Source organism: Thiohalorhabdus denitrificans (assembly GCF_001399755.1).
GTDB lineage: Bacteria > Pseudomonadota > Gammaproteobacteria > Thiohalorhabdales > Thiohalorhabdaceae > Thiohalorhabdus > Thiohalorhabdus denitrificans.
Genome location: NZ_LJCP01000008.1, coordinates 158,833 through 179,946, shown reverse-complemented (window position 1 = coordinate 179,946; position 21,114 = coordinate 158,833). Strand labels below are relative to the sequence as shown.

At 70.5% G+C, this 21,114-nt stretch carries 18 protein-coding genes; 7 read left to right on the top strand and 11 right to left on the bottom strand.

What is annotated here, in order from left to right; translation table 11 throughout:
* Window positions 1-7: 7 nt before the first annotated feature.
* Window positions 8-607, bottom strand: a complete 600-nt coding sequence (locus AN478_RS05820; RefSeq protein ID WP_231627339.1) for a class I SAM-dependent methyltransferase — start codon at window positions 605-607, stop codon at window positions 8-10.
* Between the two features lie 143 nt (window positions 608-750).
* On the opposite strand from AN478_RS05820, the gene AN478_RS05815 reads away from it, so the two are divergent.
* The gene (locus AN478_RS05815; RefSeq protein WP_074471411.1) at window positions 751-1,707 is read left to right on the top strand and encodes a helix-turn-helix domain-containing protein; all 957 of its coding nucleotides are present in this window, start codon (window positions 751-753) and stop codon (window positions 1,705-1,707) included.
* A gap of 24 nt (window positions 1,708-1,731) precedes the next feature.
* Here the strand turns inward: AN478_RS05815 and rfbA are convergent, their stop codons facing one another.
* Together rfbA and rfbB are read right to left on the bottom strand one after the other, a co-directional pair.
* Window positions 1,732-2,613, bottom strand: coding sequence for a glucose-1-phosphate thymidylyltransferase RfbA (rfbA, locus tag AN478_RS05810; protein ID WP_054965670.1), 882 nt, complete (start codon window positions 2,611-2,613; stop codon window positions 1,732-1,734).
* A 66-nt stretch (window positions 2,614-2,679) separates the two neighbouring features.
* Window positions 2,680-3,753, bottom strand: coding sequence for a dTDP-glucose 4,6-dehydratase (gene rfbB, locus AN478_RS05805; RefSeq protein WP_054965669.1), 1,074 nt, complete (start codon window positions 3,751-3,753; stop codon window positions 2,680-2,682).
* Window positions 3,754-4,314: 561 nt separating this feature from the next.
* Here rfbB and AN478_RS05800 point away from each other — a divergent pair.
* The gene (locus AN478_RS05800; RefSeq protein ID WP_054965668.1) at window positions 4,315-6,210 is read left to right on the top strand and encodes an ATP-binding cassette domain-containing protein; all 1,896 of its coding nucleotides are present in this window, start codon (window positions 4,315-4,317) and stop codon (window positions 6,208-6,210) included.
* An 85-nt stretch (window positions 6,211-6,295) separates the two neighbouring features.
* On the opposite strand, the gene AN478_RS05795 is transcribed toward AN478_RS05800, so the two are convergent.
* Entirely contained in the window at window positions 6,296-6,748 is a 453-nt protein-coding gene (locus AN478_RS05795; protein WP_054965667.1) for a YaiI/YqxD family protein, read from the bottom strand.
* A 78-nt stretch (window positions 6,749-6,826) separates the two neighbouring features.
* Window positions 6,827-7,708, bottom strand: coding sequence for a diacylglycerol/lipid kinase family protein (locus AN478_RS05790; RefSeq protein ID WP_054965666.1), 882 nt, complete (start codon window positions 7,706-7,708; stop codon window positions 6,827-6,829).
* A gap of 176 nt (window positions 7,709-7,884) precedes the next feature.
* Here AN478_RS05790 and AN478_RS05785 point away from each other — a divergent pair, with 176 nt between their 5' ends.
* Window positions 7,885-8,583, top strand: a complete 699-nt coding sequence (locus tag AN478_RS05785) for an HAD family hydrolase (protein ID WP_054965665.1) — start codon at window positions 7,885-7,887, stop codon at window positions 8,581-8,583.
* A gap of 13 nt (window positions 8,584-8,596) precedes the next feature.
* Here AN478_RS05785 and AN478_RS05780 read toward each other — a convergent pair whose 3' ends face one another.
* A complete protein-coding gene (locus AN478_RS05780; protein WP_074471412.1) occupies window positions 8,597-9,826 on the bottom strand; it encodes a BaiN/RdsA family NAD(P)/FAD-dependent oxidoreductase in 1,230 nt (409 codons plus the stop codon).
* A gap of 37 nt (window positions 9,827-9,863) precedes the next feature.
* On the opposite strand from AN478_RS05780, the gene AN478_RS05775 reads away from it, so the two are divergent.
* The 3 genes from AN478_RS05775 (at window position 9,864) to AN478_RS05765 (ending at window position 14,172) form a co-directional block, all read left to right on the top strand.
* A complete protein-coding gene (locus AN478_RS05775; protein ID WP_054965664.1) occupies window positions 9,864-11,060 on the top strand; it encodes an MFS transporter in 1,197 nt (398 codons plus the stop codon).
* A gap of 135 nt (window positions 11,061-11,195) precedes the next feature.
* Window positions 11,196-13,280: a molybdopterin-containing oxidoreductase family protein gene (locus AN478_RS05770; protein ID WP_054965663.1), complete on the top strand. Its 2,085-nt coding sequence runs from the start codon at window positions 11,196-11,198 to the stop codon at window positions 13,278-13,280.
* 19 nt (window positions 13,281-13,299) lie between these two features.
* A complete protein-coding gene (locus AN478_RS05765) occupies window positions 13,300-14,172 on the top strand; it encodes a hypothetical protein (RefSeq protein ID WP_054965662.1) in 873 nt (290 codons plus the stop codon).
* Between the two features lie 4 nt (window positions 14,173-14,176).
* On the opposite strand, the gene AN478_RS05760 is transcribed toward AN478_RS05765, so the two are convergent.
* The 3 genes from AN478_RS05760 to AN478_RS05750 all read right to left on the bottom strand — a co-directional run bounded on the left by AN478_RS05760 (window position 14,177) and on the right by AN478_RS05750 (window position 17,095).
* Window positions 14,177-14,752, bottom strand: coding sequence for a hypothetical protein (locus tag AN478_RS05760; RefSeq protein WP_054965661.1), 576 nt, complete (start codon window positions 14,750-14,752; stop codon window positions 14,177-14,179).
* Window positions 14,749-15,810, bottom strand: a complete 1,062-nt coding sequence (locus tag AN478_RS05755; protein WP_082432868.1) for an AI-2E family transporter — start codon at window positions 15,808-15,810, stop codon at window positions 14,749-14,751. Before AN478_RS05755 ends, AN478_RS05760 begins: the two co-directional genes overlap by 4 nt.
* Window positions 15,811-15,895: 85 nt before the next feature.
* Window positions 15,896-17,095: a GGDEF domain-containing protein gene (locus AN478_RS05750; RefSeq protein ID WP_054965660.1), complete on the bottom strand. Its 1,200-nt coding sequence runs from the start codon at window positions 17,093-17,095 to the stop codon at window positions 15,896-15,898.
* 79 nt (window positions 17,096-17,174) lie between these two features.
* Here AN478_RS05750 and AN478_RS05745 point away from each other — a divergent pair, with 79 nt between their 5' ends.
* Complete coding sequence (locus tag AN478_RS05745; protein ID WP_054965659.1) at window positions 17,175-17,999, top strand: DUF3108 domain-containing protein; 825 nt, start codon at window positions 17,175-17,177, stop codon at window positions 17,997-17,999.
* Window positions 18,000-18,027: 28 nt separating this feature from the next.
* Here the strand turns inward: AN478_RS05745 and aat are convergent, their stop codons facing one another.
* Together aat and clpA are read right to left on the bottom strand one after the other, a co-directional pair.
* Window positions 18,028-18,759, bottom strand: a complete 732-nt coding sequence (gene aat / locus AN478_RS05740) for a leucyl/phenylalanyl-tRNA--protein transferase (protein ID WP_074471413.1) — start codon at window positions 18,757-18,759, stop codon at window positions 18,028-18,030.
* 83 nt (window positions 18,760-18,842) lie between these two features.
* Entirely contained in the window at window positions 18,843-21,113 is a 2,271-nt protein-coding gene (gene clpA, locus AN478_RS05735) for an ATP-dependent Clp protease ATP-binding subunit ClpA (protein ID WP_054965658.1), read from the bottom strand.
* Window position 21,114 lies beyond the last annotated feature (1 nt).

Genomic DNA, 21,114 nt, shown 5'->3' with positions numbered 1-21,114 from the left:
GGAGCGCCTAGCGCCGGCAGCGGTAGACAAAGGCCGGGGGCAGGTTGCGCCACACCACGGGGCTGCGCTCCACCCGGGAGAAGTGCTCGGGAAGCAGGCGCTGGAAGCGGTGCGCTCCGGGCACGGCGAAGCCGCTCACGTAGGCGAAGGTGGCGAAGTAGCCGCCCTCGCGGAGAACCCCGGCGGTCTGTTCCAGGAGGCGCCGCTGCAGGTCGGGGGTGAAACTGGCCCAGGGCAGGCCACAGATGACCGCGTCGAGCCCCTCCAGGCCCTCCCGCTCGCAGAGGGCCGCGATGTTCTCCACCGAGTCCTGGTAGAGGGAGGTGCCGGGGAAGCGCGCCCGGAACCGCCGCGCCAGCCCGGCATCCCGCTCCACGGCGAAGAAGCGGTCCTCCTCCCCCAGGTGGGCCAGGATCTGGGGGGTGAAGGCCCCGGTCCCCGGCCCGTACTCCGCCACCCGGTCCACCTCGGACCAGTCGATCCACGTCACCATGGCCCGCGCCAGGGCGGAGGAGCTGGGAGCCACGGCGCCCACGGCCGACGGATCGGTGGCGAACCGGGAGAAGAACCGGATGGACTCGGTAAGGGGCGTCGGCTTCGTCTGCATGGTCCCCGGCGGGCTCCTGATGGGGTTCTTCGGTACTGGGGTTAGGGGCCGCCCTAATGTACCGGATTTCCCGCCCGAACCGCCAGCCAGGGTCTTGACCTCGCGCTTTTACGGGCCGCTTACGGCCCTGCTAGCTTGGGTTTATGGCCAGGACACCCCGCATCCACGTTCCGGGTGGGTTCTACTACGTCACGCTTCTCGGCAACGGGGAGCAGACCGTGGTGGCCGACGAGGGGGAGCGCGCCCACCTGGAGGATCTGGTGGGCGAGGGCATCTACCGCTTCGGGCACCGGATCCACGCCTACTGTTGGGAGCCGTGCCGGCTCCACCTGCTCCTGGAGGTGGACGAGGTTCCCCTCTCCAAGATCATGCAGAATCTATCCTTCCGCTATACCCGCAGGGCGAACAAGCACCGCGGCCGCTCCGGCCACTTGTTCCAGGGCCGGTACAAGGCCCTGCTGCTGGACCCGGAAGCCTACCTCCTGGAGGTGGCCCGCTACATCCACGCGCGTCCGGCAACCGCGGGCCTGGCCCCGGAACCGGCCTCCTATCCCTGGAGCGGACATCGGACCTACCTGGACGAGGAGCAGGTGTGGTGGCTGACCCGGGAGCGGGTGCTCGCGGATCTGGCGGAACGGCCGGGGCGTGCCCGGCGGGAGTACGCGCGCTTCGTCGACGAGGGCCTGGCGGAGCCCCAGCGCTCCTGGTCGCCCCTGGAGGCGGCGCAGGACGGGTGCCTGGGGGGTGAGGACTTCCGGGCCCGCCAGGGCGATTCCCCGGAGTCCCGGAGCCCCCTGGCGGGGTGCATAAGCGCCGTGGAGGCAGCCGTGGCCGGATACTTCGGCCTGTCCGTGGATCGCTTGCGCTCGGGCGACCGGGGCCATCTGGCCAGCCGGGCAAGGGCGGTGGTGGCCTACCTGGCCATCGAGACCGGGGCCTCCACCCTGAGCGAGGCGGCGGAGCGCATGAACCGGGACGTGGCCACCATGAGCAACGCCGTAGGGCGACTGCGGGGCCGGCTGGCCTTCGACCCGGGGTTCGCCGAGGAGGTGGACCGCCTCCGGGAGCACCTTCACCAGGCCACGGGGGAGGAGGCCTGAGCCTGGCCCCCGCCGGATAACGGGCTAGAAGATCCGCTCCTCGACGATGTCCAGGAGGTAGCGACCGTAGCCCGTCTTCCCCAGGGGCCGGGCCAGCTCCCGGACCTGCTCGGCGTCGATGTACCCCATGCGGTACGCGGTCTCCTCGGGGGCGCAGACCTTGAGCCCCTGGCGCTTCTCCAGGGTTTCGATGAAGGTGCTGGCCCGCATGAGGGACTCGTGGGTCCCCGTGTCCAGCCAGGTGGTGCCCCGCCCCAGCGCCTCCACCCGCAGGCTGTCCCGTTCCAGGTAGGCGCGGTTGAGGTCCGTGATCTCCACCTCGCCCCGCTCCGACGGCTCGATCTCCCGGGCCAGCTCCACGGCGTCGGCGTCGTAGAAATACAGGCCGGTCACCGCGTAGCGGGAGCGGGGGACCGCAGGCTTCTCTTCCAGGCTCACCGCGCGACCCTCCTCGTCGAAGGAGACCACGCCGTAGCGCTCCGGGTCGCTTACCGGGTAGGCGAAGACCGTGGCCCCCTCGGGCTGCTCCGCGGCCCGGCGGATCATGGGGCGCAGGTCGTTGCCGTGGAAGATGTTGTCCCCGAGCATCAGGGCGCTGGGATGGCCGTCGAGGAAGTCCTCGCCAACCATAAAGGCCTCGGCGAGGCCGTTGGGCTCCTTCTGCACCGTGTAGTGCAGGCGGATTCCCCACTGGCTGCCGTCGCCCAGCAGGTTCCGGAACAGGGGGGTGTGCTCCGGGGTGGATATGATCAGGATGTCCCGGATGCCGGTGAGCATCAGCGTGGACAGGGGGTAGTAGATCATCGGCTTGTCGAACACCGGCAGCAGCTGCTTGGAGACCGAACGGGTCACCGGAAAGAGCCGTGTGCCGCTGCCGCCGGCCAGGATGATGCCCTTGCGTTCCATGGTGCCGCTTCTCCCGGCTCGGTGCATTGAGGCCGTCCGGCTCGCGCCGAACGGGTCCGGTCGTCCTCAGCCGGTGGCCTCCCGGCCGTAGGCCTCCCCGGCCGCCCAATGGGCGGGGGAGCCGTGCAGAACCCGCTCCATCCAGTCCCGGTGGTCCAGGTACCACCGCACGGTCTTGGCCAGGCCCGACTCGAAGCTCTCGGCGGGACGCCAACCCAGCTCTTGGAAGAGCCGGGTGGCGTCCAGGGCGTAGCGCCGGTCGTGGCCGGGCCGGTCGGGAACGAACCGGATGAGGCGCTCGTAGGAATATTCCGGATGCGGGGCCAACCGGTTCAGCTGGGCGCACAGGGCGTGTACCACCTCCAGGTTGGTTCGCTCGCAGGCCCCGCTGATGTTGTAGCTCCGGCCCGGCCGCCCCCTGTCCAGGATGTGGCGAAGGGCACGGGCGTGGTCCTCCACGTACAGCCAGTCCCGGCTCTGCTCGCCTGTCCCGTAGACGGGCAGAGGATCGCCCCGCAGGGCCTTCAGGATCACCAGGGGCATGAGCTTCTCGGGATACTGGTAGGGCCCGTAGTTGTTGGAGCAATTGGTGAGCAGAACGGGCAGCCCGTAGGTGCGGTGCCAGGCCTGGACGAGGTGGTCGCTGGAGGCCTTGGAGGCGGAGTAGGGCGAGCTCGGGGTGTAGGCGGTGTGCTCCGTGAAGGGCGGATCCTCGGGCGCCAGATCGCCGAACACCTCGTCGGTGGAGACGTGCAGGAAGCGGAAGCGCTCCCGCTCCGGTCCGGTCAGCCCTTCCCAGTGGGCCCGGGCGGCCTCCAGCAGGTTGAAGGTGCCCTGGATGTTGGTCCGGATGAAGGCCCCGGGGCCGGCGATGGAGCGGTCCACATGGGATTCCGCCGCCAGGTGGATCAAGGCGTCCGGGCGGTGCTTTTCGAGCAGGTGCCGCACCTCCTCCGGCTCGCAGATATCCGTGCGCTCGAAGGTATGCCGCGGATGGAAGCGGACCCCGGCAAGGGATTCGAGGTTTCCCGCATAGGTGAGCTTGTCAACGTTTATGACGGTATTGTCCGTCTCGGTCACCAGCTGGCGGACGAGGGCGGAGCCGATGAAGCCCGCGCCGCCGGTTACCATGATCCGCATGTCAGGCCTCTTTCGGCTGGTGGAGCATGTACCTCCGCCCGGGCGGACATCCGGGCGGCGCGCCGGACCGGGCTCGGTGGTCCACAGGCTCCGTAGGCCCGATTGTCCCGGTCGTTACCGGGGGAACCGCAAGAAGGGTGCCAAGGTCCGAGGCCTACAAGGCGGGAGCGATAAATCCCCTATTCTCAAGGGCTAGCTCCTCCCCCTGAAAAGGGGAGGCGGACCGGCGGAACGCCGAGGGTGGGTTGGTGCGGGCGTCCTGTAAAAAAATGCCCCGGAGGGTGGACCCTGGAGGGTGGGCGACGTCCGGTTCGGCGGCCGGGTGGGTCTGGTTATTTTTGTTTCCAAAAACCGATTATTACGCCATGGACAGGAGATGTTCCGGGCGGCCGCTCCCGCTGCGGGACATGTAAATTCTGACAATGGTCGTCCCCGCTTCGGCCCGGCTTCGGCGATTCCGGGAAAAGCGGTTACCATGCCTTCCCCGGCGCACCTCCCTGGCGGCCCCTGCCTCCGGGAGGGGCGCCTTCCGTTTCTCTGGCTGCACAACGGTATTGCTTCATGTCCCTGATTACGCTTAAGAATGTCGAGGTAAACGTCGGCGGCCCGTATTCCCTGATCGAGCAGGCCGACCTGGCTGTGGAGGCCGGCGAGCGGGTCTGCATCGTGGGCCGCAACGGGACCGGAAAGTCCACCCTGCTCAAGGTGCTGGCCGGGGAGGTGGAGCCGGAGGAGGGGGAGGTACGGCCCCAGCCCGGCCTGCGGATCGCCAAGCTCACGCAGGAGGTGCCCCAGGGCACGGAGGGCTCGGTGTACGACGTGGTCGCCGGGGCGCTGGGGCACCTGGGCGACCTGCTCGCCGAGTTCCACCGCCTCAGCCAGAATCTGGCCACCGCCGAGGACGCCGAGGCCCTGGGCCGGGTGCAGGCACGGCTCGACGAGGAAAACGGCTGGGACGTCAGCTCCCGGGTCAGCGAAGTGGTGACCCGCCTGGGCCTGCCCGAGGACGCCGACTTCGCCACCCTGTCCGGAGGCATGAAGCGGCGGGTGCTGCTGGGCCGGGCCCTGGTGCAGGGGCCGGACCTGCTGCTGCTCGACGAGCCCACCAACCACCTGGACATCGACAACATCATCTGGCTGCAGGACTTCCTGAAGGGCTTCGGCGGGGCGCTGGTGTTCGTCACCCACGACCGCAGCTTCCTGCGCGCGCTGGCCACGCGCATCGTGGAGATCGACCGCGGCGGGATCACCAGCTGGCCGGGGGACTACGACAACTACCTGCGCCGCCGCGAGGAGCGGCTGAACGCCGAGGCCCAGGAGCAGGCCCGCTTCGACAAGAAGCTGGCCGAGGAGGAGGCCTGGATCCGCCAGGGCATCAAGGCCCGCCGCAAGCGCAACATGGGCCGGGTCCGCCAGCTGCAGGAGATGCGCAAGGAGCGGGCCCAGCGCCGGGAGCAGCAGGGCAGCGTGCGTATGGAGGCCTCCCGGGCCGAGAAGACCGGCAAGCGGGTGGTGGAGGCGGAGGGAGTCTCCTTCGCCTACGACGGCCAGCCCATCGTGCGGGACTTCTCCACCATCATCGGCCGCGGCGACCGCATCGGCATAGTCGGTCCCAACGGTTCCGGCAAGACCACCCTGATCCGCCTGCTGCTCGGCGAGCTGGAGCCCCAGCAGGGAACCGTGGAGACCGGGGCCAACCTGCAGGTGGCCTACTTCGACCAGCAGCGCGCCCTGCTCGACGAGGGCGCCACCGCCGCCGACAACGTCACCGACGGCGGCGAGCACGTGACCGTCAACGGCAATCGCCGCCACGTCATCGGCTATCTGCAGGATTTCCTGTTCACGCCCGACCGGGCGCGGGCCCCGATCACCCGGCTTTCCGGCGGCGAGCGCAACCGCCTGCTGCTGGCCCGGCTGTTCGCCACCGATTCCAACGTCTTGGTCATGGACGAGCCCACCAACGACCTGGACATCGAGACCCTGGAGCTGCTCGAGGACCTGGTGGCCAACTACGAGGGCACGGTGCTGATCGTTTCCCACGACCGTGCCTTCCTCGACAACGTGGTCACCAGCCTCTTCGTGATGCAGGGCGACGGCCGGGTGGACGAGTTCATCGGCGGCTATAGCGAGTACCTGGAGCGCCGGCCGAAGGAGGAGGCCGCTCCGGCCAAGGCCAAGAAGGACAGCGGCGCGAAGGCCGCCAAGCCCCAACCGGCGCCGGAAAGCACCGAAGACCGCAAGCGGCTCAGCAACTGGGAGCGCAAGGAGCTGGCGGAGCTGCCCGACCGCATCGATGAGCTGGAGACCCGGGTCAACACCCTGACCGAGCGCCTCGCCGACCCCGCCGTTTACCAGGATCCGGCGGTGGACCCGAAGGCCCTCAACGACGAGCTGAGCGCCGCCCGGGAGGAGCTGGAGGCGGCCTATCGGCGCTGGGAGGAGCTGGAAGCGGGCTGAACGCCCCCTACGAGGGGGTAGGGGGCTTTTCGGGAGGTCGCGGCGGGGACCGCCGCTCCTACGGGTACCTGTATACGGGGGCGGGTCAGTCCGGACTTTGCTGGGCCAGCCAGCGGTCCAGGGCGTTGGCGAAGGCCTGCCGGTCCCGGTTGCTCTGCGGGGCGGGGCCGCCGCCGGCGAGGCCGGCACCGCGCATCTGCTCCATGAAATCGCGCATGGAGAGCTTTTGACGGACCCCCTCGGCGGTGTAGGTCTCGCCGCGGGGCGACAGGGCGGTGCCGCCGTTGTCCACCACATCGGCCGCCAGGGGCAGGTCGGCCGTCACCACCAGATCCCCCCGCGCCATGTGCTGGGCGATGTAGTTGTCGGCCACGTCGGCCCCCGCTCCCACCCGTACTGTGGAGGCCTGGGGCGCCTTGGGCTCGGGCAGGTCGCGGTTGGCCACCAGCACCACCGGGGTCTCCGTGCGCCGGCTGGCGCGCAGGACGATCTGGCGGATGTCGGTGGGGCAGCCGTCGGCGTCGATCCAGATGGTCATCGAGGTGCTCTGCTGGGTATGGGCGCCGCCATTCTAGCAGGCCGCAAAAACCGGACAGGATCCCACTGACGGCTCGGCTCACGAGGGTCCGGCCACGAAGCGTAGGGCCCCGGGCCGCGCCCGGAAGCGGACCTCCTGCATCCGGCGGAGCTCGCCGTCGGTGCTGAACAGGATCTCCCGGTCGCTGGTTACCTCCACGGAGCGGGCGCTGCGGGTCGCCACCAGGTCGCTGTTGGTGTAGTCACCGGCCAGCAGGCGGAGCACCAGGGGGGCGAGATCGGGCCGCGGGGCGTTCTGGACCGTGACCACCTCCAGCAGGCCGTCGCGGGGATCGGCCCGCGGGGCCACCGTGATGCCGCCGCCGGCGGTCCGGCCGTTGGCGACGATCAGGTTCAGGGCGTCGTACCGTCGGGGGCGCTCGTTGTCGAAGCGCAGGGCGATCTCGTGGCTGGGCAGCTCGGTGACGGTGCCGGCGGCCTGGCGCAGATAGGCCAGGGGCCCCCAGGCCTGCTTGTTTTCGCTGTCCACGGCCTCCGTGACCTCGGCGCTGAAGCCGCCGGCGCAGACGTTGACCCCGTACCAGGTCTCGGTTGGGGAGGTCACTTCCAGGAGGTCCAGGGGCCGGGGGGTGGCGGTGAGCGCCAGCTCCAGCGCCGCCTGCGGGTCTCCGGGGAGGGCGAGGGTGCGGGCCAGGTCGTTCCCCGTCCCGAGGGGCAGGAGGGCCAGGGCCGGGTGGCGGAAGTCCCCGGCCATGCCGTTGACGACCCGGTGGACCGTGCCGTCGCCGCCGGCGATGATCAGGCGGTCGCACTGCTCCCGGGCCGCTACGAGGAGGCGGCGCAGCTCCTCCGGGCCGTCGGGGGTGAAGACCTCGACGTCCTGCCGCCGGAGGTCCGCATCGAGACCGGCCAGCCGTTCGGCCGCTCCGGAATGGGGGTTGGTCAGCAGCCAGAACCGCATCAGCGACTCCGAGCGCGAGGGGGCCCCGGCGGGCTGGGCCGGGGAGCCTCCCCCTTTAAAGCATGGCAAGGCCGGGGAGGGAATTGGGGAAAGAGCGGGGTCTCCTCCCGGACTGGGGAACCCCCTGGCACGTGATCCCTCCAAGGAGCAGCCCGGAAGACCCCTAAAGCGGATTCATGGAACAGCCACAACGCGCACTGACCTTCGATCTCGACGAGACCCTCTGGCCCTGCGAGGACGTGATCGCCCGGGCGGAGGGGGCGGTGTACCGCTGGCTGGCCACCCACTGCCCGCGGATCACCGCCGAATACGGCCAGGAGGAGATGCGGGCCATCCGCCTGGAGATGGCCGAGCGCCATCCCGACCTGGCGGCCGATATGACCGCCCTGCGCGTGGCCTCCCTGCGCTGGCACGCGGAGCGGGCGGGCTATGCCCCCGGCGTGGCCGAGGCCGCCATGGAGGTCTTTCTCGCCGAGCGCAACCGCGTCACCCCCTTCGAGGAGGTACCGGGGATTCTGGAGCGGCTGGGCGCCCGCTTCCCCCTGGTGGCCCTGACCAACGGCAACGCCCACGTCCCTCACACCCCCCTGGCCGGGATGTTCGACTTGGTCCTGTCCGCCGGGGACGTGGGCGCCCCCAAGCCCCATCCGGCCATGTTCCGGGCCGCCTGCGGCGAGCTGGGCCTTCCCGCCACCGCCCTGGTGCACATGGGGGACGATCCGGTACGGGATGTCCAGGCGGCGCGGGATCTCGGCGCCCGGACCGTCTGGATCAACCGGGCCGCGGCCTCCTGGCCCGATGGCCTGGCCCGGCCCCACCACGAGCTTCCCTGCCTGCGCGGGCTGCCCGCCCTCCTGGAGGACGGGGGCGCTTGACCTCCCGCCGGCGCTAGACCGCCTCCCCCGTGGCGTGACCGGAGGCCCAGGCCCACTGGAAGTTGTGCCCGCCCAGATGGCCGGTGACGTCCACCACCTCGCCGATGAAGTAGAGCCCCGGATACCGTTTCGCCTCCATGGTCCGCGAGGAGAGCTCCCCGGTGTCCACGCCGCCCCGGGTCACCTCCGCCGTGGCGTAGCCCTCGGTGCCGGCGGGCGTGAAGGTCCAGCGGTGCAGGTGCTCGGCGGCCCGCTGCAGGTCCGCCCGGGAGAGCTGGCCCAGGGGCCTGTCGGGCACCCGCTGGGCGCACCAGCGCTGGGCCACCCGCCGGGGCAGGAAGTCGGTCAGCAGGTTCTTCAGGTGGAGGTTGGGGTGGTTGCGCCGGGCCGCGGCCACGGTCTCCTCCAGGTCCAGGTCCGGCAGGAGGTCGATGGTTACCGGTGTTCCGGGCGTCCAGTAGGAGGAGGCCTGGAGGACGGCCGGGCCGGACAGGCCCTGGTGCGTGAACAGCACCGCCTCGCGGAAGGCCGCGTCCCCGCAGCGTACCTCCGCCTCCAGGGAGATCCCGGACAGTTCGGCCAGCTCCTCGCGCTGCCCCCGGGGCAGGGTGAAGGGCACCAGGGCGGGCCGTGGCCGCTGGATGGCCAGGCCCAGCCGCTCCGCCAGCTCCAGGCCGAAGGCTGTGGCGCCCATGCGCGGGATGGACAGCCCGCCGGTGGCGATCACCAGGGAGTCGGCGGTGAACTCCCCCAGGTCGGTGGCGATCCGGTGGGGGGAGTCCACGGTGAGGTCCCGCACGGCGCACTTGGTGCGGATGGTCACCCCGCCAGCCCGGCATTCCTCCAGCAGCATACCGAGGATGTCCTTGGCCTTGCGGTCGCAGAACAGCTGGCCGGCCTTCTTCTCGTGGTAGGGGATGCGGTGGCGCTCCACCAGGGCGAGGAAGTCCCACTGGGTGTAGCGGGCCAGGGCCGATTTCATGAAGTGGGGGTTGGCGGAGAGGAAGTGCTCGGGGCCGGTGTGGAGGTTGGTGAAGTTGCAGCGCCCGCCGCCGGACATGAGGATCTTCTTGCCCACCTTGCCGGCGTGCTCCACCACCAGCACCCGCCGGCCGCGCTGCCCGGCGGTGGCGGCGCACATGAGCCCGGCGGCGCCGGCGCCGATGATGACCACGTCGTAGTGGGCCACGCCTTCCTCCGACTGGTTCGGGCCTCTGTTCCCGGAGGGCGGAGAGGGTACCATTGCTGGAGGCCATGAACCCCTCCCGGAGCCGAGCCCGGTGCAAGCCGACGACCATCCCGCCGAGCCGGAAGCCGTCCCCCGCTGGATTCTGCCCGCCATCGTCCTGGGTCAGGTCCTGGCCACCTCCGTCTGGTTCGCCGCCAACGCCGTGATACCGGAGCTGCAGGCCCGCTGGGGGCTGGCCGGCGGGGAGGGGTTGGTAACCGCGGCGGTGCAGCTCGGCTTCATAAGCGGCACCCTGGTGTTCGCCCTGCTGGGCGTGGCGGACCGCCTCCATCCCGGTCGGGTCTTCCTGGGCTCCGCACTGATCGCGGCGGCGGCCAATCTGGCGGTGGCCGCGGTGCCGGGCTCGCTGGAGGCGGTGCTGGCCGTCCGCTTTCTTACCGGCTTCTTCCTTGCCGGGGTCTATCCGGTGGGCATGAAGATCGCCGCGGGCTGGTATCGGGGCGGGCTCGGCCTGGCCCTGGGCTTCCTGGTGGGGGCGCTGGTGCTGGGTACGGCCTCGGCGCATCTGGTAGGTGCCCTTGGCGCGGCCTGGGACTGGCGGCTGGTTCTGGGGACCTCCTCGCTGGCGGCGGTCCTCGGCGGCCTCCTGGTCGGGCGCGTTCCGGAGGGGCCCTACCTGGCGCGGGGCGGCCCGGTGCGTTTCGGTGGCGTGCTCGGGGCCTTCCGGCGGCCCCGCTTCCGCGCCGCGGTCCTGGGCTACTTCGGCCACATGTGGGAGCTCTACGCCTTCTGGGCCTTCGTGCCGGTGTGGCTGCTGGCCCGGGGCTTCCCGGTGGACGAGACGGCCCTGCTCACCTTCGGCGTGATCGCCGCCGGGGCCCTGGGCTGTGCCGGCGGCGGCCTCCTGGCCCGGCGCCTGGGCAGCGGCCCGGTGGCCCTGGGGCAGCTGGCGGTGTCCGGGCTGTGCTGCCTGGCCTCACCGCTGGCCTTCGCGGCCCCGGAAGGCCTGCTCGTGCCCTTCCTGTTGGTCTGGGGGGTGACGGTGGCGGGAGACTCGCCGCAGTTCTCCGCCCTGAACGCCCGCCATGCCCCCCGTGCGTTGGTGGGCTCCGCCCTGACCCTGGCCAACTCCATCGGCTTCGCCGTGACGGTCGCCAGCCTCGCCCTGCTGGCGGCCGTCCGCTACGCCCTGCCGCCGGCCTACCTCCTGCTGCCGCTCGCCGCCGGCCCCCTGTTCGGCCTCTGGTTCGGGCGGTGCCTGTGGCGCGGCGCGGAGGGACCAGCCTGAGGCGCCCCTCGACTCCTTCCGGTTCCGGCTCGCGTCGCCCTCTCCATCGGCCGCCCGAATATGCCAGAATGCCCGCCTTTTTGAGTCGGGCAAACGGCGTCCCCTCCGATCAGGGGGGGCATGGAAAGGGAGTCCATGGCGGCGGAAGGCACCACCTGGAAGCGCACCACCTGCTACGAATGCGACGCCAACTGCGCCTTCGACGTAGCCGTCGACGGCGCCGGCCGGGCCGTGGACCTGAGCGGCCCCGACTGTCCCCGGGGCGCCGCCCAGCTGGAGCGGCAGTACCACCCGGAGCGGCTGCTCCAGCCGCTCCGGAGGGTGGGCCCCAGGGGGAGCGACCGCTTCGAGCCCATCTCCTGGGACGAGGCCCTGGACACCATCGCCGCCCGGCTGGCGGAGATCCGCGAGCGCCACGGGGCCGAGCAGGCGGCCTTCTTCGCCGGCTACACCAAGGAGGCGCGGCCGCAGCTGCAGCGCCTGGCCCACGCCTTCGGCTCGCCCAACTACCTCACCGAGTCGGGCTGCTGCTTCTCGGCCACCCTGGCGGCGGAGAAGCTGACGCTGGGCTACCGCCTCAAGTCCGCCAGCCTGCTGGAGGCCGAGCAGACCCGCTGCCTGCTCGTGTGGTCCACCAACCCGCCGGCCTCGGTGGTGCCCTTCGAGGAGCATCACGCGGCGCAGCGCCGGGAAGGACGGGCCATGGTGGTGGTGGACCCGCGGCGAACCAGGACCGCCGAGGCGGCGGACATCCACCTGCAGATTCGACCCGGCACCGACGGCGCCCTGGCGCTGGCCTTCCACCACGTCATCTTCGAGAACGGCTGGGCGGACGAGGCCTTCCTCAAGCGCTGGGCCCTGGGCTGGAACAGCCTCCGCGACTACGCGCGGGAATTCCCGCCGGAGCGGGTGGCCCGCATCTGCGGGGTGGACGCCGGGGCCATTCGCCGTGCCGCGGAGCTGTACGCCACCTCCGGTCCGGCCCAGATCGCCCTGTCGCCCACCGCCACCGTCCAGCACAGCAACGGCTTCCAGAACCACCGGGCCATCATTCTGCTGGCGGCCACCACCGGCAATCTGGACATTCCCGGCGGCAACCGCTTCTTCCTGGACAAGGTCCGGCCCAAGCCCATCGACCTGTTCCGCGAGACCATCGACGATCTTCCCCCCCGGCTCGGCGAGGAGACCTACCCCATCTGGACCCGCTACTGGCCGGCGGGCCAGAGCATGCTGCTGCCCGACGCCATCCTCACCGGGGAGCCCCAGCCCATCCGGGGGCTCTTCGCCATCGGCATCAACGCCTCCATGTGGCCCAACAGCGGCCGCATGCTCGCCGCCCTGGAGGCCCTGGAGTTCTTCGCCTGCTCCGACTTCTTTCTCACCGAGACGGCCAAGCGGGCGGACATCGTGCTGCCCGCGGCCACCAACCTGGAGCGCGAAGCGCTGGTGGCCTACCCGGGCTGCCAGTTCCGCGGCGAGGTGCGCTACCGCCACTCCGTGCTGGAGCCGCGCGGCGAGGCCCGGCCCGATGCCCAGGTTGCCCTGGACCTGGGGGTGCGCCTGGGCATGGCGGAGCGCTTCTGGCACGGCGACCTGGCGGCGTCCTGGGCGGAGGCCGCCGAGGGGCTGGCCCCGGAGGTGCGCCGCCAGGCCTACGAGGACCCGGACGGGGCCATGGTCTTCGCGGACGCCCTGGACGAGGAGGCCTTCGAGGGCGAGCGGCTCTACGAGGTGCGGGGCTTCCCCACCGCCAGCGGCAAGGTGGAGTTTGACTCCCAGGAGCTGCGGGCGGCGGGCTACGACGGGCTGCCGGTGTACCGCGAGCCGGCGGAGAGCCCCGCGTCCACCCCCGAACTGGCCCGGGAGCACCCCTTCGTGCTCACCAGCGGCGGGCGCAGCAAGTACTTCACCCACTCCCAGCAGCAGCGCTTCCCCTCCCTGGCCGCCCGGGATCCGGTTCCGCGGGCCCAGCTCCATCCCTGGGACGCCGAGCCGCTGGAGATCGCCGACGGCGCGCCGGTGGAGGTGCACACGCCCCGCGGGGCAGTGACCTTCACCGCCGAGGTGACCGACGCGGTGAAGCCCGGGGTGGTGCACTGCTTCCACGGCTGGGCCGGGGCGGACGTAAACCGCCTCACCGACCACGCCCACCCCGATCCCATCAGCGGCTTCCCGCCCTTCAAGTCCGGGCTGTGCAACGTGGCGCCCGCCGGGGAGTAAGCCCGCAAAGGAGCGGCCGATGCCCTTCCACGGAGTCCTTCCGGAACGCCGGTTCCTGTTCGACGCCGCCGAGCCCGCCGCCGACATCGGCGTCAGCGATGGCGCGGCGTGGCGGCTCAACCCGGCGCATCGCTGGGTCTACAACAAGCTGGAGCTGGCCCTGTCCCAGGGCCTGGTGGCCGCCCCGGCCGGGGTGGAGCCCGCCGAGCTGGGCCTGGGGGCCGGGGAGCCGGTGTTCGTGCGCCCCATCACCAACCTGGCGGGCATGGCCATCGGCGCCCACAAGGCGCAGGCGGGCGGGGTGGCCCACGTTCCGGGCACCTTCTGGTGCCGGTACCTGGAGGGGGAGCAGAGCAGCACCGACTGCCTGGTGCGCGACGGCGAGGTGGTCTGGTTCGCCCACACTGTGGCCGGCGACGAGTGGGTGGACGGCCGGCCGGTGTACTGGCGCATCGGGGTGGAGCGCCCGGCCAACGAGCGGATCCTCAGCGAGTGGGTGGCCGCCAACCTCCCCGGCTATACGGGTATCTGCAACTTCGAGCTGATCGGCGCCACCCTCATCGAGGCCCACCTGCGCGGCTCCAACGGTTTCTTCGATTTCTACGGACCGGGGTTCGTCCCCGCCTGGGCGGCCCTGGTGGACGAGGGCGTCTGGCGCGATCCGGGCCCTCTGCCCGGCGGCTACCTGTTTTCGCTGTTCAGCCGACACGGGGAGAAGGTGGGCCTGGATCTGGGCGCGGTCCCGGACGCGGGCGAGGAGGGCGTAACCGTGGCCCTGGACCTGGATGGCACGGGGCGCCCCGCCAACGGCCGCGTGGCGGTGATTCGCAGCCGGGACCACCCGGCCGGAAGACGGACCCTGGAGCGGCTCCGGGCCGCCCTGGGAGAGTGAGTCCCTAGAAGGCCTCGGCGGGGGATCCCTCCGGCTCCCGGGCCGACTGCTCGGCGAGCAGGATCTCCGCCCCGTAGGTGAAGCCCTCCCGCCAAAGCAGGAGCTGCGCCACCCGCTCTCCCTGCGTCCATTGGTGGGTTACGACCCGGTCGTCCTCCTCGAAATCCCGGGGCGCCACTTCCCGGGGCTCGAGGAAGACCTGGTCCGGTTCCCCGAAGCGGGTGCGGAAGGTCGAGAGACCGAAGGCCAGCTGCTCGTGGATCAGGGGGTCCACGTCGTTGGAGGAGGCCTTCTCCTGGAACTGCAGGGTGATCTCCGCGAGGCGGTCGTCCCGGAAACGGGGATGCACGTGGAATTCGTGGCTGCCCAGGGTGACCTCGTAGAGGGGGAAGCCCTCGAAATGCCGGGCGGCGATGCGGCGGAAGTGCTCGTCGTCGGCCAGGGCCTGCTCGGCCCGCTCCCGGCTCTGACCGAGCTCCAGGCTGTAGACGCCCCCGATCTCGGACTCGGCCGCGGCGGGTCCGGTCCAGAGGGCGGTCACCAGGGCGAGCAGGAAACCGGCAAGTGCGTGTGCGCTCATTGGGGGGCTTCGGTCCATTCTCGCCAAACGGTCATGAGGACGGAGAGGATGATGGGGCCGATGAACAGGCCGATGAGGCCGAAGGCCAAGCCGCCCCCGATCACCCCGAAAAATACCAGAAGGAAGGGGATACGGGTGGACGCCGATATCACCATGGGGCGGATGAGGTTGTCCACCCAGCTCACTACCAGCATCCCCCACAGCAGAAGGCCGATCCCGCCCATCCAGTCGCCCTGGCCGATCAGGACGACACCGGCGGGGACCCAGATGATGGGCGCGCCGAAGGGGAGCAGGGCCAGCAGGGCGGTGGCCGTGCCCAGCAGGGCCGGTACCGGCAGGCCCACCACGGCGTAGGCGATGCCGGCGAGCAGGCCCTGGGCGAGGGCGGTAAGGATCAGCCCGAACAGCACCGCGTTGAGGGTCCGGGTGACCGCCGGCAGGTACTCCCAGAGGCGGTCGAAGCCGAGGCGGAGCCCCGCACGCCGGGTCTGCTCCACCAGGGTCTGGCCGTGCAGGTAGAAGAAGAACACCGTGAGCAGGGCGATGCCGAGCTTGGCGATGTTCCGGGCCACATCCCCCGCCCATTCCTGCAGCATGCCGGAGGATCGCTGGGCCCATTCCAGCAGGGTCTCCGTCAGGATCTCCGGGTTCTGGATCAGGGTCTCCAGCTCCCCGGCCGCCGTCGGCCCCACCAGCGGGATGCCGACCAGGAATTCCATCAGGGGGGTATGGTCCTGCCGGGAGAACTCCCGCAGCGCCTCCACCACGGTGGCGGACTCCGCCGCCAGGGACAGGCTGATGATGGCTGCGGGCCCGAACAGCAGCAGGATCAGCCCCAGGGTCATGGCCAGGCTGTTGAGGATGGGCCGGTTGGGGAAACGGGCCGTCAACCAGCGGTAGATGGGGGAGGTGGCATAGACCAGGATGGCGGCCCACAGGATGGGAACCAGGAACGGCTGCAGCACCAGGTAGGCCCCCACCAGCAGGATGCCCAGGCTGACCAGGGCGGCCACTCGCTGGGCGAAGGACAGGGGTGCACCCTCCGCACCGTTTGTCACGCTTTTCCCCCGGGTGTTGGTTACCTACGGACAACCTAGTGTCATGCCTCAGAAATTCGATGCAATTCCGAGGCATGACACTAGGCTAACCGTTCCCTCCGGAGGGGGAAAGATCGGCGGCCCATCCGGGGGCGGGGGCTGAGGAGGTCCCCGCCAGGGCAACCACCCGGTCGCGCCCCGCCTCCTTGGCCTGCAGCAGGGCCTCGTCGGCCCGCTGAAGGAGCTCCTCCAGGGGCTCGTCGGCCCGGCCGCTGCCCACCCCGATGCTTACCGAATAGGGGAGGCTGCCCTCGGGCACGGGGGCCGGGCTGTCGGCCACCGCCAGACGGATCCGCTCCGCCAGGGCCGTGGCGCCGTCATAGTCGGCACCCATGGCGAGCACCACGAACTCCTCGCCGCCGTAGCGCCCCGGCAGGTCCCCGGCCCGGAACTCGCGCTGGAGGATGTCCGCGAGATGGCGGAGGACGGCGTCGCCCACCCGGTGGCCCCAGTGGTCGTTGATGCGCTTGAAGCGGTCGATGTCCAGCAGCAGCAGGGAGACCGGGGCCCCTTGGCGGCGGGCCCGCGCCAACTCCGCCTCGCCCTGGCGGAACAGGGCCCGACGGTTGAACAGGCCCGTAAGCGGGTCCCGGGTGGCCTGGCGGTAGAGGCCAAGCAGCATGTGCAGCTGGGCCGACTGGGCCCACAGGGCGATGCCCGACAGGAGCACCAGGAGCCACAGGGTGCCGAGGAAGGGGAGCGTGAACAGGGTGCCGGCGTGCCAGCCCACCGCGAGCACGGACAGGTACACCACCACGAGGATCCCCCCGCCCTCCAGGAAGGTCAACGGGAACAGGGCGCCGCCGGCCAGAAGCACGAAGGGCAGGAAGGTGTAGCCCACCAGCGCCCCCTGCATGGCTTCCTCCCCCAGGATGATCCGTGAGGCGAGGTAGAAGAGGGCGGGGATGACGATCAGGCCCACTAGGGCCGTCCGTGCGCGGGCCAGGCTGCGTCGGCGTGTGCCCACCAGGGCCAGGAGCAGGAAGAGGAAGCCGGTCAGGGCCCGCAGCCCGCCCATGGCCGCCAGGCTCTCCGGCGGCAGCAGCCACATGTCCACCGGAAGCCAGAGGGGGGTTGCCACGCCGAACAGCAGGGCGAACAATTTCACCCGCACCAGGAGGTAATCGGAGCGGTAGAAGGTGAAGTCCCGGGAATGCTGACGGGCGGTCAGCAGATCCTCCAGCCGGAAGCTGCGCACCAGGTCCGGGATGCGGCTGGTCCGCTCCGGGGTGGGGGGCTGGGACATAGGGCGCTCTTTTCACGTTGGGGGGACGTATTCCATGGGGGCCACATCAGGACACACGCGCGCACCGCGGGCCGGAAGCATGGAAGGTCCGAAGCCGTTCAACCATAAAACAATCAAGGTTTTTGCGCGACCCCTGTGGTCCACCGCTCTGCTCCTGGGGGTCGCGGCCCTGCTGCTGCCCGGGCTGGCCTCGGCGTCGGAATACGGCTGGGACGGGGGCTTCGAGCGGCTGCAATTCCGGGTGGATTGGGCGCAGTTCCCGGCCGGAAGGGCGGTCATTCAGGCCCGGGAAGCGGATGCCGGACGGGCCGAGCTTCGCATCGAGGCCTGCACCAACGCACTCGTGGACGGTGTCTACAAGGTGCGCGACCGCATAACGGCCCGGACCCGACTGACCGGCGGGGGCGTCCGGGCGCTGAGCTACAAGGTGCGGCGCCGGGAGGGGGAGGAGCGGGAAGCCCGGAGGGCCCGCTTCGCCCGGCACGGCGTGGTCTACACGGAGGATCTGGAGTCGGGCCGGACCGATTACTTTCCCGTGGACCCGGCCACCATGGACGTGGTGACCGCCCTGTACGCCACACGCGCCCGGGGGCTCGAGGCGGGGGAGCGGTTCCGCATCCCGGTGTTCGACGACGGGCGCGGCTACGAGCTGACGGTGAAGGTGGTGGGCCGGGAGCGGCTGGACACCGTGCTCGGCCCGGATACGCCGACGGTGAAGGTTCGCCCGCGCCTGGAGACGGACGGCATCTTCGCGCGGGAAGGGGGGCTATGGGTGTGGTTCACCGACGACCGCCGCCACCTGCCGGTGCGCATGGAGTCCCGGATCGGTATCGGCTCGGTGACCGCCCGGCTCACGGCCGTGGAGCGGGAGCCGGGGGAGGGAGGCCGGGCGGCCTGCCTTTGAACCCGGGCCACGCGGTCCGGGAGGGGACCTAGGTGCCTCCGGAGGATGCCCCCACCGCGTCGCCGGGATGGGGCCAGGGGCCAGCGGGCTCGGGTCCGGCCAGACAGCGGTCGAGCTCGGCGAGGAACCGGTTCCGGGCGATCTCCCGAGCGCCGAATTGGGCCAGGTGGTCGGAGTACACTTGGCAGTCGACGAGCCGGTAGCCGGCCTCCCCCAGGGCCTGCACCGTATGGACGAAGGCCATCTTGGAGGCGTCCGTCACCCGGGTGAACATGGATTCCCCGAAGAAGGCGCGGCCCAGCGCCACGCCGTACAGTCCCCCCACCAGCCGCCCCTCCCGGTCCCAGGCCTCGGTGGAATGGGCCAGGCCGTGGGCGTGGAGGCGCTCGTAGGCGGCGATCATCTCCCCGTTCAGCCAGGTTCCCGCGGATTCCGGGGTGGTGCCCCGCGGTTCCGCGCAGCCTCGCATTACCCCGGAGAAGTCCCGGTCGAAGGTGAAGGTCAGGTCGCCGCGGCGGAAGGCCTTGCGCAGGCTGCGGCTGACGTGCAGCCGTTCCGGATAGAGCACCAGACGGGGGTCCGGGCTCCACCAGAGGATGGGCTCGTACTCGTTGTACCAGGGGAAGATGCCCTGGCGGTAGGCCTGAATCAGGCGGTCCACCCCCAGGTCCCCGCCGATGGCGACGATGCCCTCGGGGCTGGAAGCGTGCCGCGGGTCGGGGAAGGTGGGGAAGGGTGCGTTGGGGTCCAGGAGGTACACGGCTCCCTCCCTCGGCTGAAGGGTATGCCCGGAGACAAAAAGGGCGGGCCCGCCGGGGGTCCGCCCTTGCCTTGCCGGTGGCCCTAGGCCTCCACGGGCTCGGTGGCCTCGGGGGTCTCAGGGAAGGAGAAGGTGAGCTCGTCGCCTTCCAGGCTCACCATCACCTTGCCGCCTTCGGACAGCTTGCCGAACAGGAGCTCGTCGGCGAGGGGCTTCTTGATCTGCTCCTGGATCACCCGGCCCATGGGGCGGGCGCCCATGGCGGGATCGTAACCCCGCTCGGCCAGCCAGTTGCGGGCCGCCTCGTCCACCTCGATCTCCACGCCCTGCTCGGAGAGCTGCTGCTCCAGCTGGCTGACGAACTTGTCCACCACCTGGGCGACCACCTCGCGGGCCAGCGGCTGGAAGAACACCGTGGCATCCAGCCGGTTGCGGAACTCCGGCGAGAAGGTGCGGTGGATGGCGTCCGCGCCGGCGCTCTCGGTGGAGGACTCGATGAAGCCCAGTGACTTCTTGCTCATGGCCTCCGCGCCCGCGTTGGTGGTCATGATCAGCACCACGTTGCGGAAGTCCGCTTGGCGACCGTTGTTATCCGTGAGCTTGCCGTAGTCCATGATCTGCAGCAGGACGTTGTACAGATCCGGGTGGGCCTTCTCGATCTCGTCGAGCAGCACCACGGAGTGCGGGTTGCGGTTCACCGCCTCGGTGAGCAGCCCGCCCTGGTCGAAGCCCACGTAGCCCGGAGGCGCGCCGATGAGCCGGGAAACGGTATGCGCCTCCATGTACTCGCTCATGTCGAAGCGGATCAGCTCCAGGCCCATGGTGGCCGCGAGCTGCCGGCTCACCTCGGTCTTGCCCACGCCGGTGGGGCCGGCGAACAGGAAGGAGCCGATGGGCTTCTCCGGCTCGCGCAGCCCGGAGCGGGACAGCTTGATGGCCGTGGAGACCTGACTGATGGCCTCGTCCTGGCCGAATACCGCCAGCTTCAGGTCGCGGTCCAGGTTCTTGAGGGCCTCACGGTCGTCCCGGGAGACACTCTTGGACGGGATGCGCGCCATCTTGGCCAGCACCTCCTCCACGTCCTTGGGGCCTACCGTCTTGCGCTGCTTGGTCTTGGGCCGCAGCCGCATGGCGGCGCCCACCTCGTCGATGAGGTCGATGGCCTTGTCCGGCAGATAGCGGCCGTGCAGGTAGCGGTGCGACAGCTCGGCGGCCTCGTGCAGGGCCGGCTTGGTGTAGCGCACCTGGTGGTGCTTCTCGTAGCGCGCCTTGAGCCCCTCCAGGATGGAGATGGTCTCGTCGACGGAAGGCTCCTCCACATCGATCTTCTGGAAGCGCCGGGACAGGGCCCGGTCCTTCTCGAAGTAGTTGCGGTACTCCTCGTAGGTGGTGGAGCCGATGCACTTGAGCTCACCGGAGGCCAGCGCCGGCTTGAGCAGGTTGGAAGCGTCCATGGTGCCCCCACTCGCCGCGCCCGCACCGATCACCGTATGGATCTCGTCGATGAACAGGATGGCGTGGGGCTGCTTCTTGAGCGCCTTGAGCACTGCCTTGAGGCGCTCCTCGAAGTCGCCCCGGTATTTGGTGCCGGCCAGCAGGGCGCCGATGTCGAGGGCGTAGACCACCGCATCCTCGAGCAGGGCGGGGACCTCGCCCTCGGTGATCTTCAGGGCCAGGCCCTCGGCGATGGCGGTCTTGCCCACGCCGGGCTCGCCCACGAACAGCGGGTTGTTCTTGCGCCGGCGGCACAGGATCTGGCTGGTGCGGGCGATCTCGGAGTCGCGGCCGATGACCGGGTCGATCTTGCCCGCCGTCGCCTTCTCGTTGAGATTGGTGGCGAAGCGCTCCAGCGGGCTGCCCCCGCGGGACTTCTCCTCGCCCTCCTCGGCCTGGCCCTCTTCCTGCTGCTCGGACTCGTTGCTCTTGGTCTTGGTGATGCCGTGGCTGATGTAGTTGACCGCGTCCATGCGGGTCAGCCCGGCCTGCTGCAGGAAGTAGGCGGCGAAGCTGTCCTTCTCGGAGAAGATGGCCACCAGCACCCGGTTGCCGGTCACCTCGCGCAGGCCGGCGCTCTGGGCGTGGTGCACGGCGCGCTGGATGACCCGCTGGAAGCCGTTGGTGGGCCGGGTCTCCGCCGGGTTGCCGCTCCCCGAGGGGACGGATTCGTCCAGGAACTGGTCCAGCTTGCGCTCCAGTGCGGGGATCTCGACGGCACAGGCACGCAGCAGCTCGGCCGCGGAGGGGTTCTCCAGGAGCGCGTACAGGAGATGCTCCACGGTCATCAGCTCGTGGCCGCGTTTATGTGCCTCTTGGAAAGCTCGGTTGAGCGTGAATTCGAGCTCGTCGCTTATCATC

Excerpts from the sequence above, each read along its gene's own strand:
- clpA (WP_054965658.1), bottom strand. The coding sequence starts at position 21,113 with ATGATAAGCGACGAGCTCGAATTCACGCTCAACCGAGCTTTCCAAGAG.
- AN478_RS05745 (WP_054965659.1), top strand. The coding sequence starts at position 17,175 with ATGGAAGGTCCGAAGCCGTTCAACCATAAAACAATCAAGGTTTTTGCG.
- AN478_RS05750 (WP_054965660.1), bottom strand. The coding sequence starts at position 17,095 with ATGTCCCAGCCCCCCACCCCGGAGCGGACCAGCCGCATCCCGGACCTG.
- AN478_RS05760 (WP_054965661.1), bottom strand. The coding sequence starts at position 14,752 with ATGAGCGCACACGCACTTGCCGGTTTCCTGCTCGCCCTGGTGACCGCC.
- AN478_RS05770 (WP_054965663.1), top strand. The coding sequence starts at position 11,196 with ATGGCGGCGGAAGGCACCACCTGGAAGCGCACCACCTGCTACGAATGC.
- AN478_RS05795 (WP_054965667.1), bottom strand. The coding sequence starts at position 6,748 with ATGACCATCTGGATCGACGCCGACGGCTGCCCCACCGACATCCGCCAG.
- AN478_RS05765 (WP_054965662.1), top strand. The coding sequence starts at position 13,300 with ATGCCCTTCCACGGAGTCCTTCCGGAACGCCGGTTCCTGTTCGACGCC.
- rfbA (WP_054965670.1), bottom strand. The coding sequence starts at position 2,613 with ATGGAACGCAAGGGCATCATCCTGGCCGGCGGCAGCGGCACACGGCTC.
- AN478_RS05820 (WP_231627339.1), bottom strand. The coding sequence starts at position 607 with ATGCAGACGAAGCCGACGCCCCTTACCGAGTCCATCCGGTTCTTCTCC.
- AN478_RS05815 (WP_074471411.1), top strand. The coding sequence starts at position 751 with ATGGCCAGGACACCCCGCATCCACGTTCCGGGTGGGTTCTACTACGTC.
- AN478_RS05790 (WP_054965666.1), bottom strand. The coding sequence starts at position 7,708 with ATGCGGTTCTGGCTGCTGACCAACCCCCATTCCGGAGCGGCCGAACGG.
- AN478_RS05800 (WP_054965668.1), top strand. The coding sequence starts at position 4,315 with ATGTCCCTGATTACGCTTAAGAATGTCGAGGTAAACGTCGGCGGCCCG.
- rfbB (WP_054965669.1), bottom strand. The coding sequence starts at position 3,753 with ATGCGGATCATGGTAACCGGCGGCGCGGGCTTCATCGGCTCCGCCCTC.
- AN478_RS05785 (WP_054965665.1), top strand. The coding sequence starts at position 7,885 with ATGGAACAGCCACAACGCGCACTGACCTTCGATCTCGACGAGACCCTC.
- AN478_RS05780 (WP_074471412.1), bottom strand. The coding sequence starts at position 9,826 with ATGGTACCCTCTCCGCCCTCCGGGAACAGAGGCCCGAACCAGTCGGAG.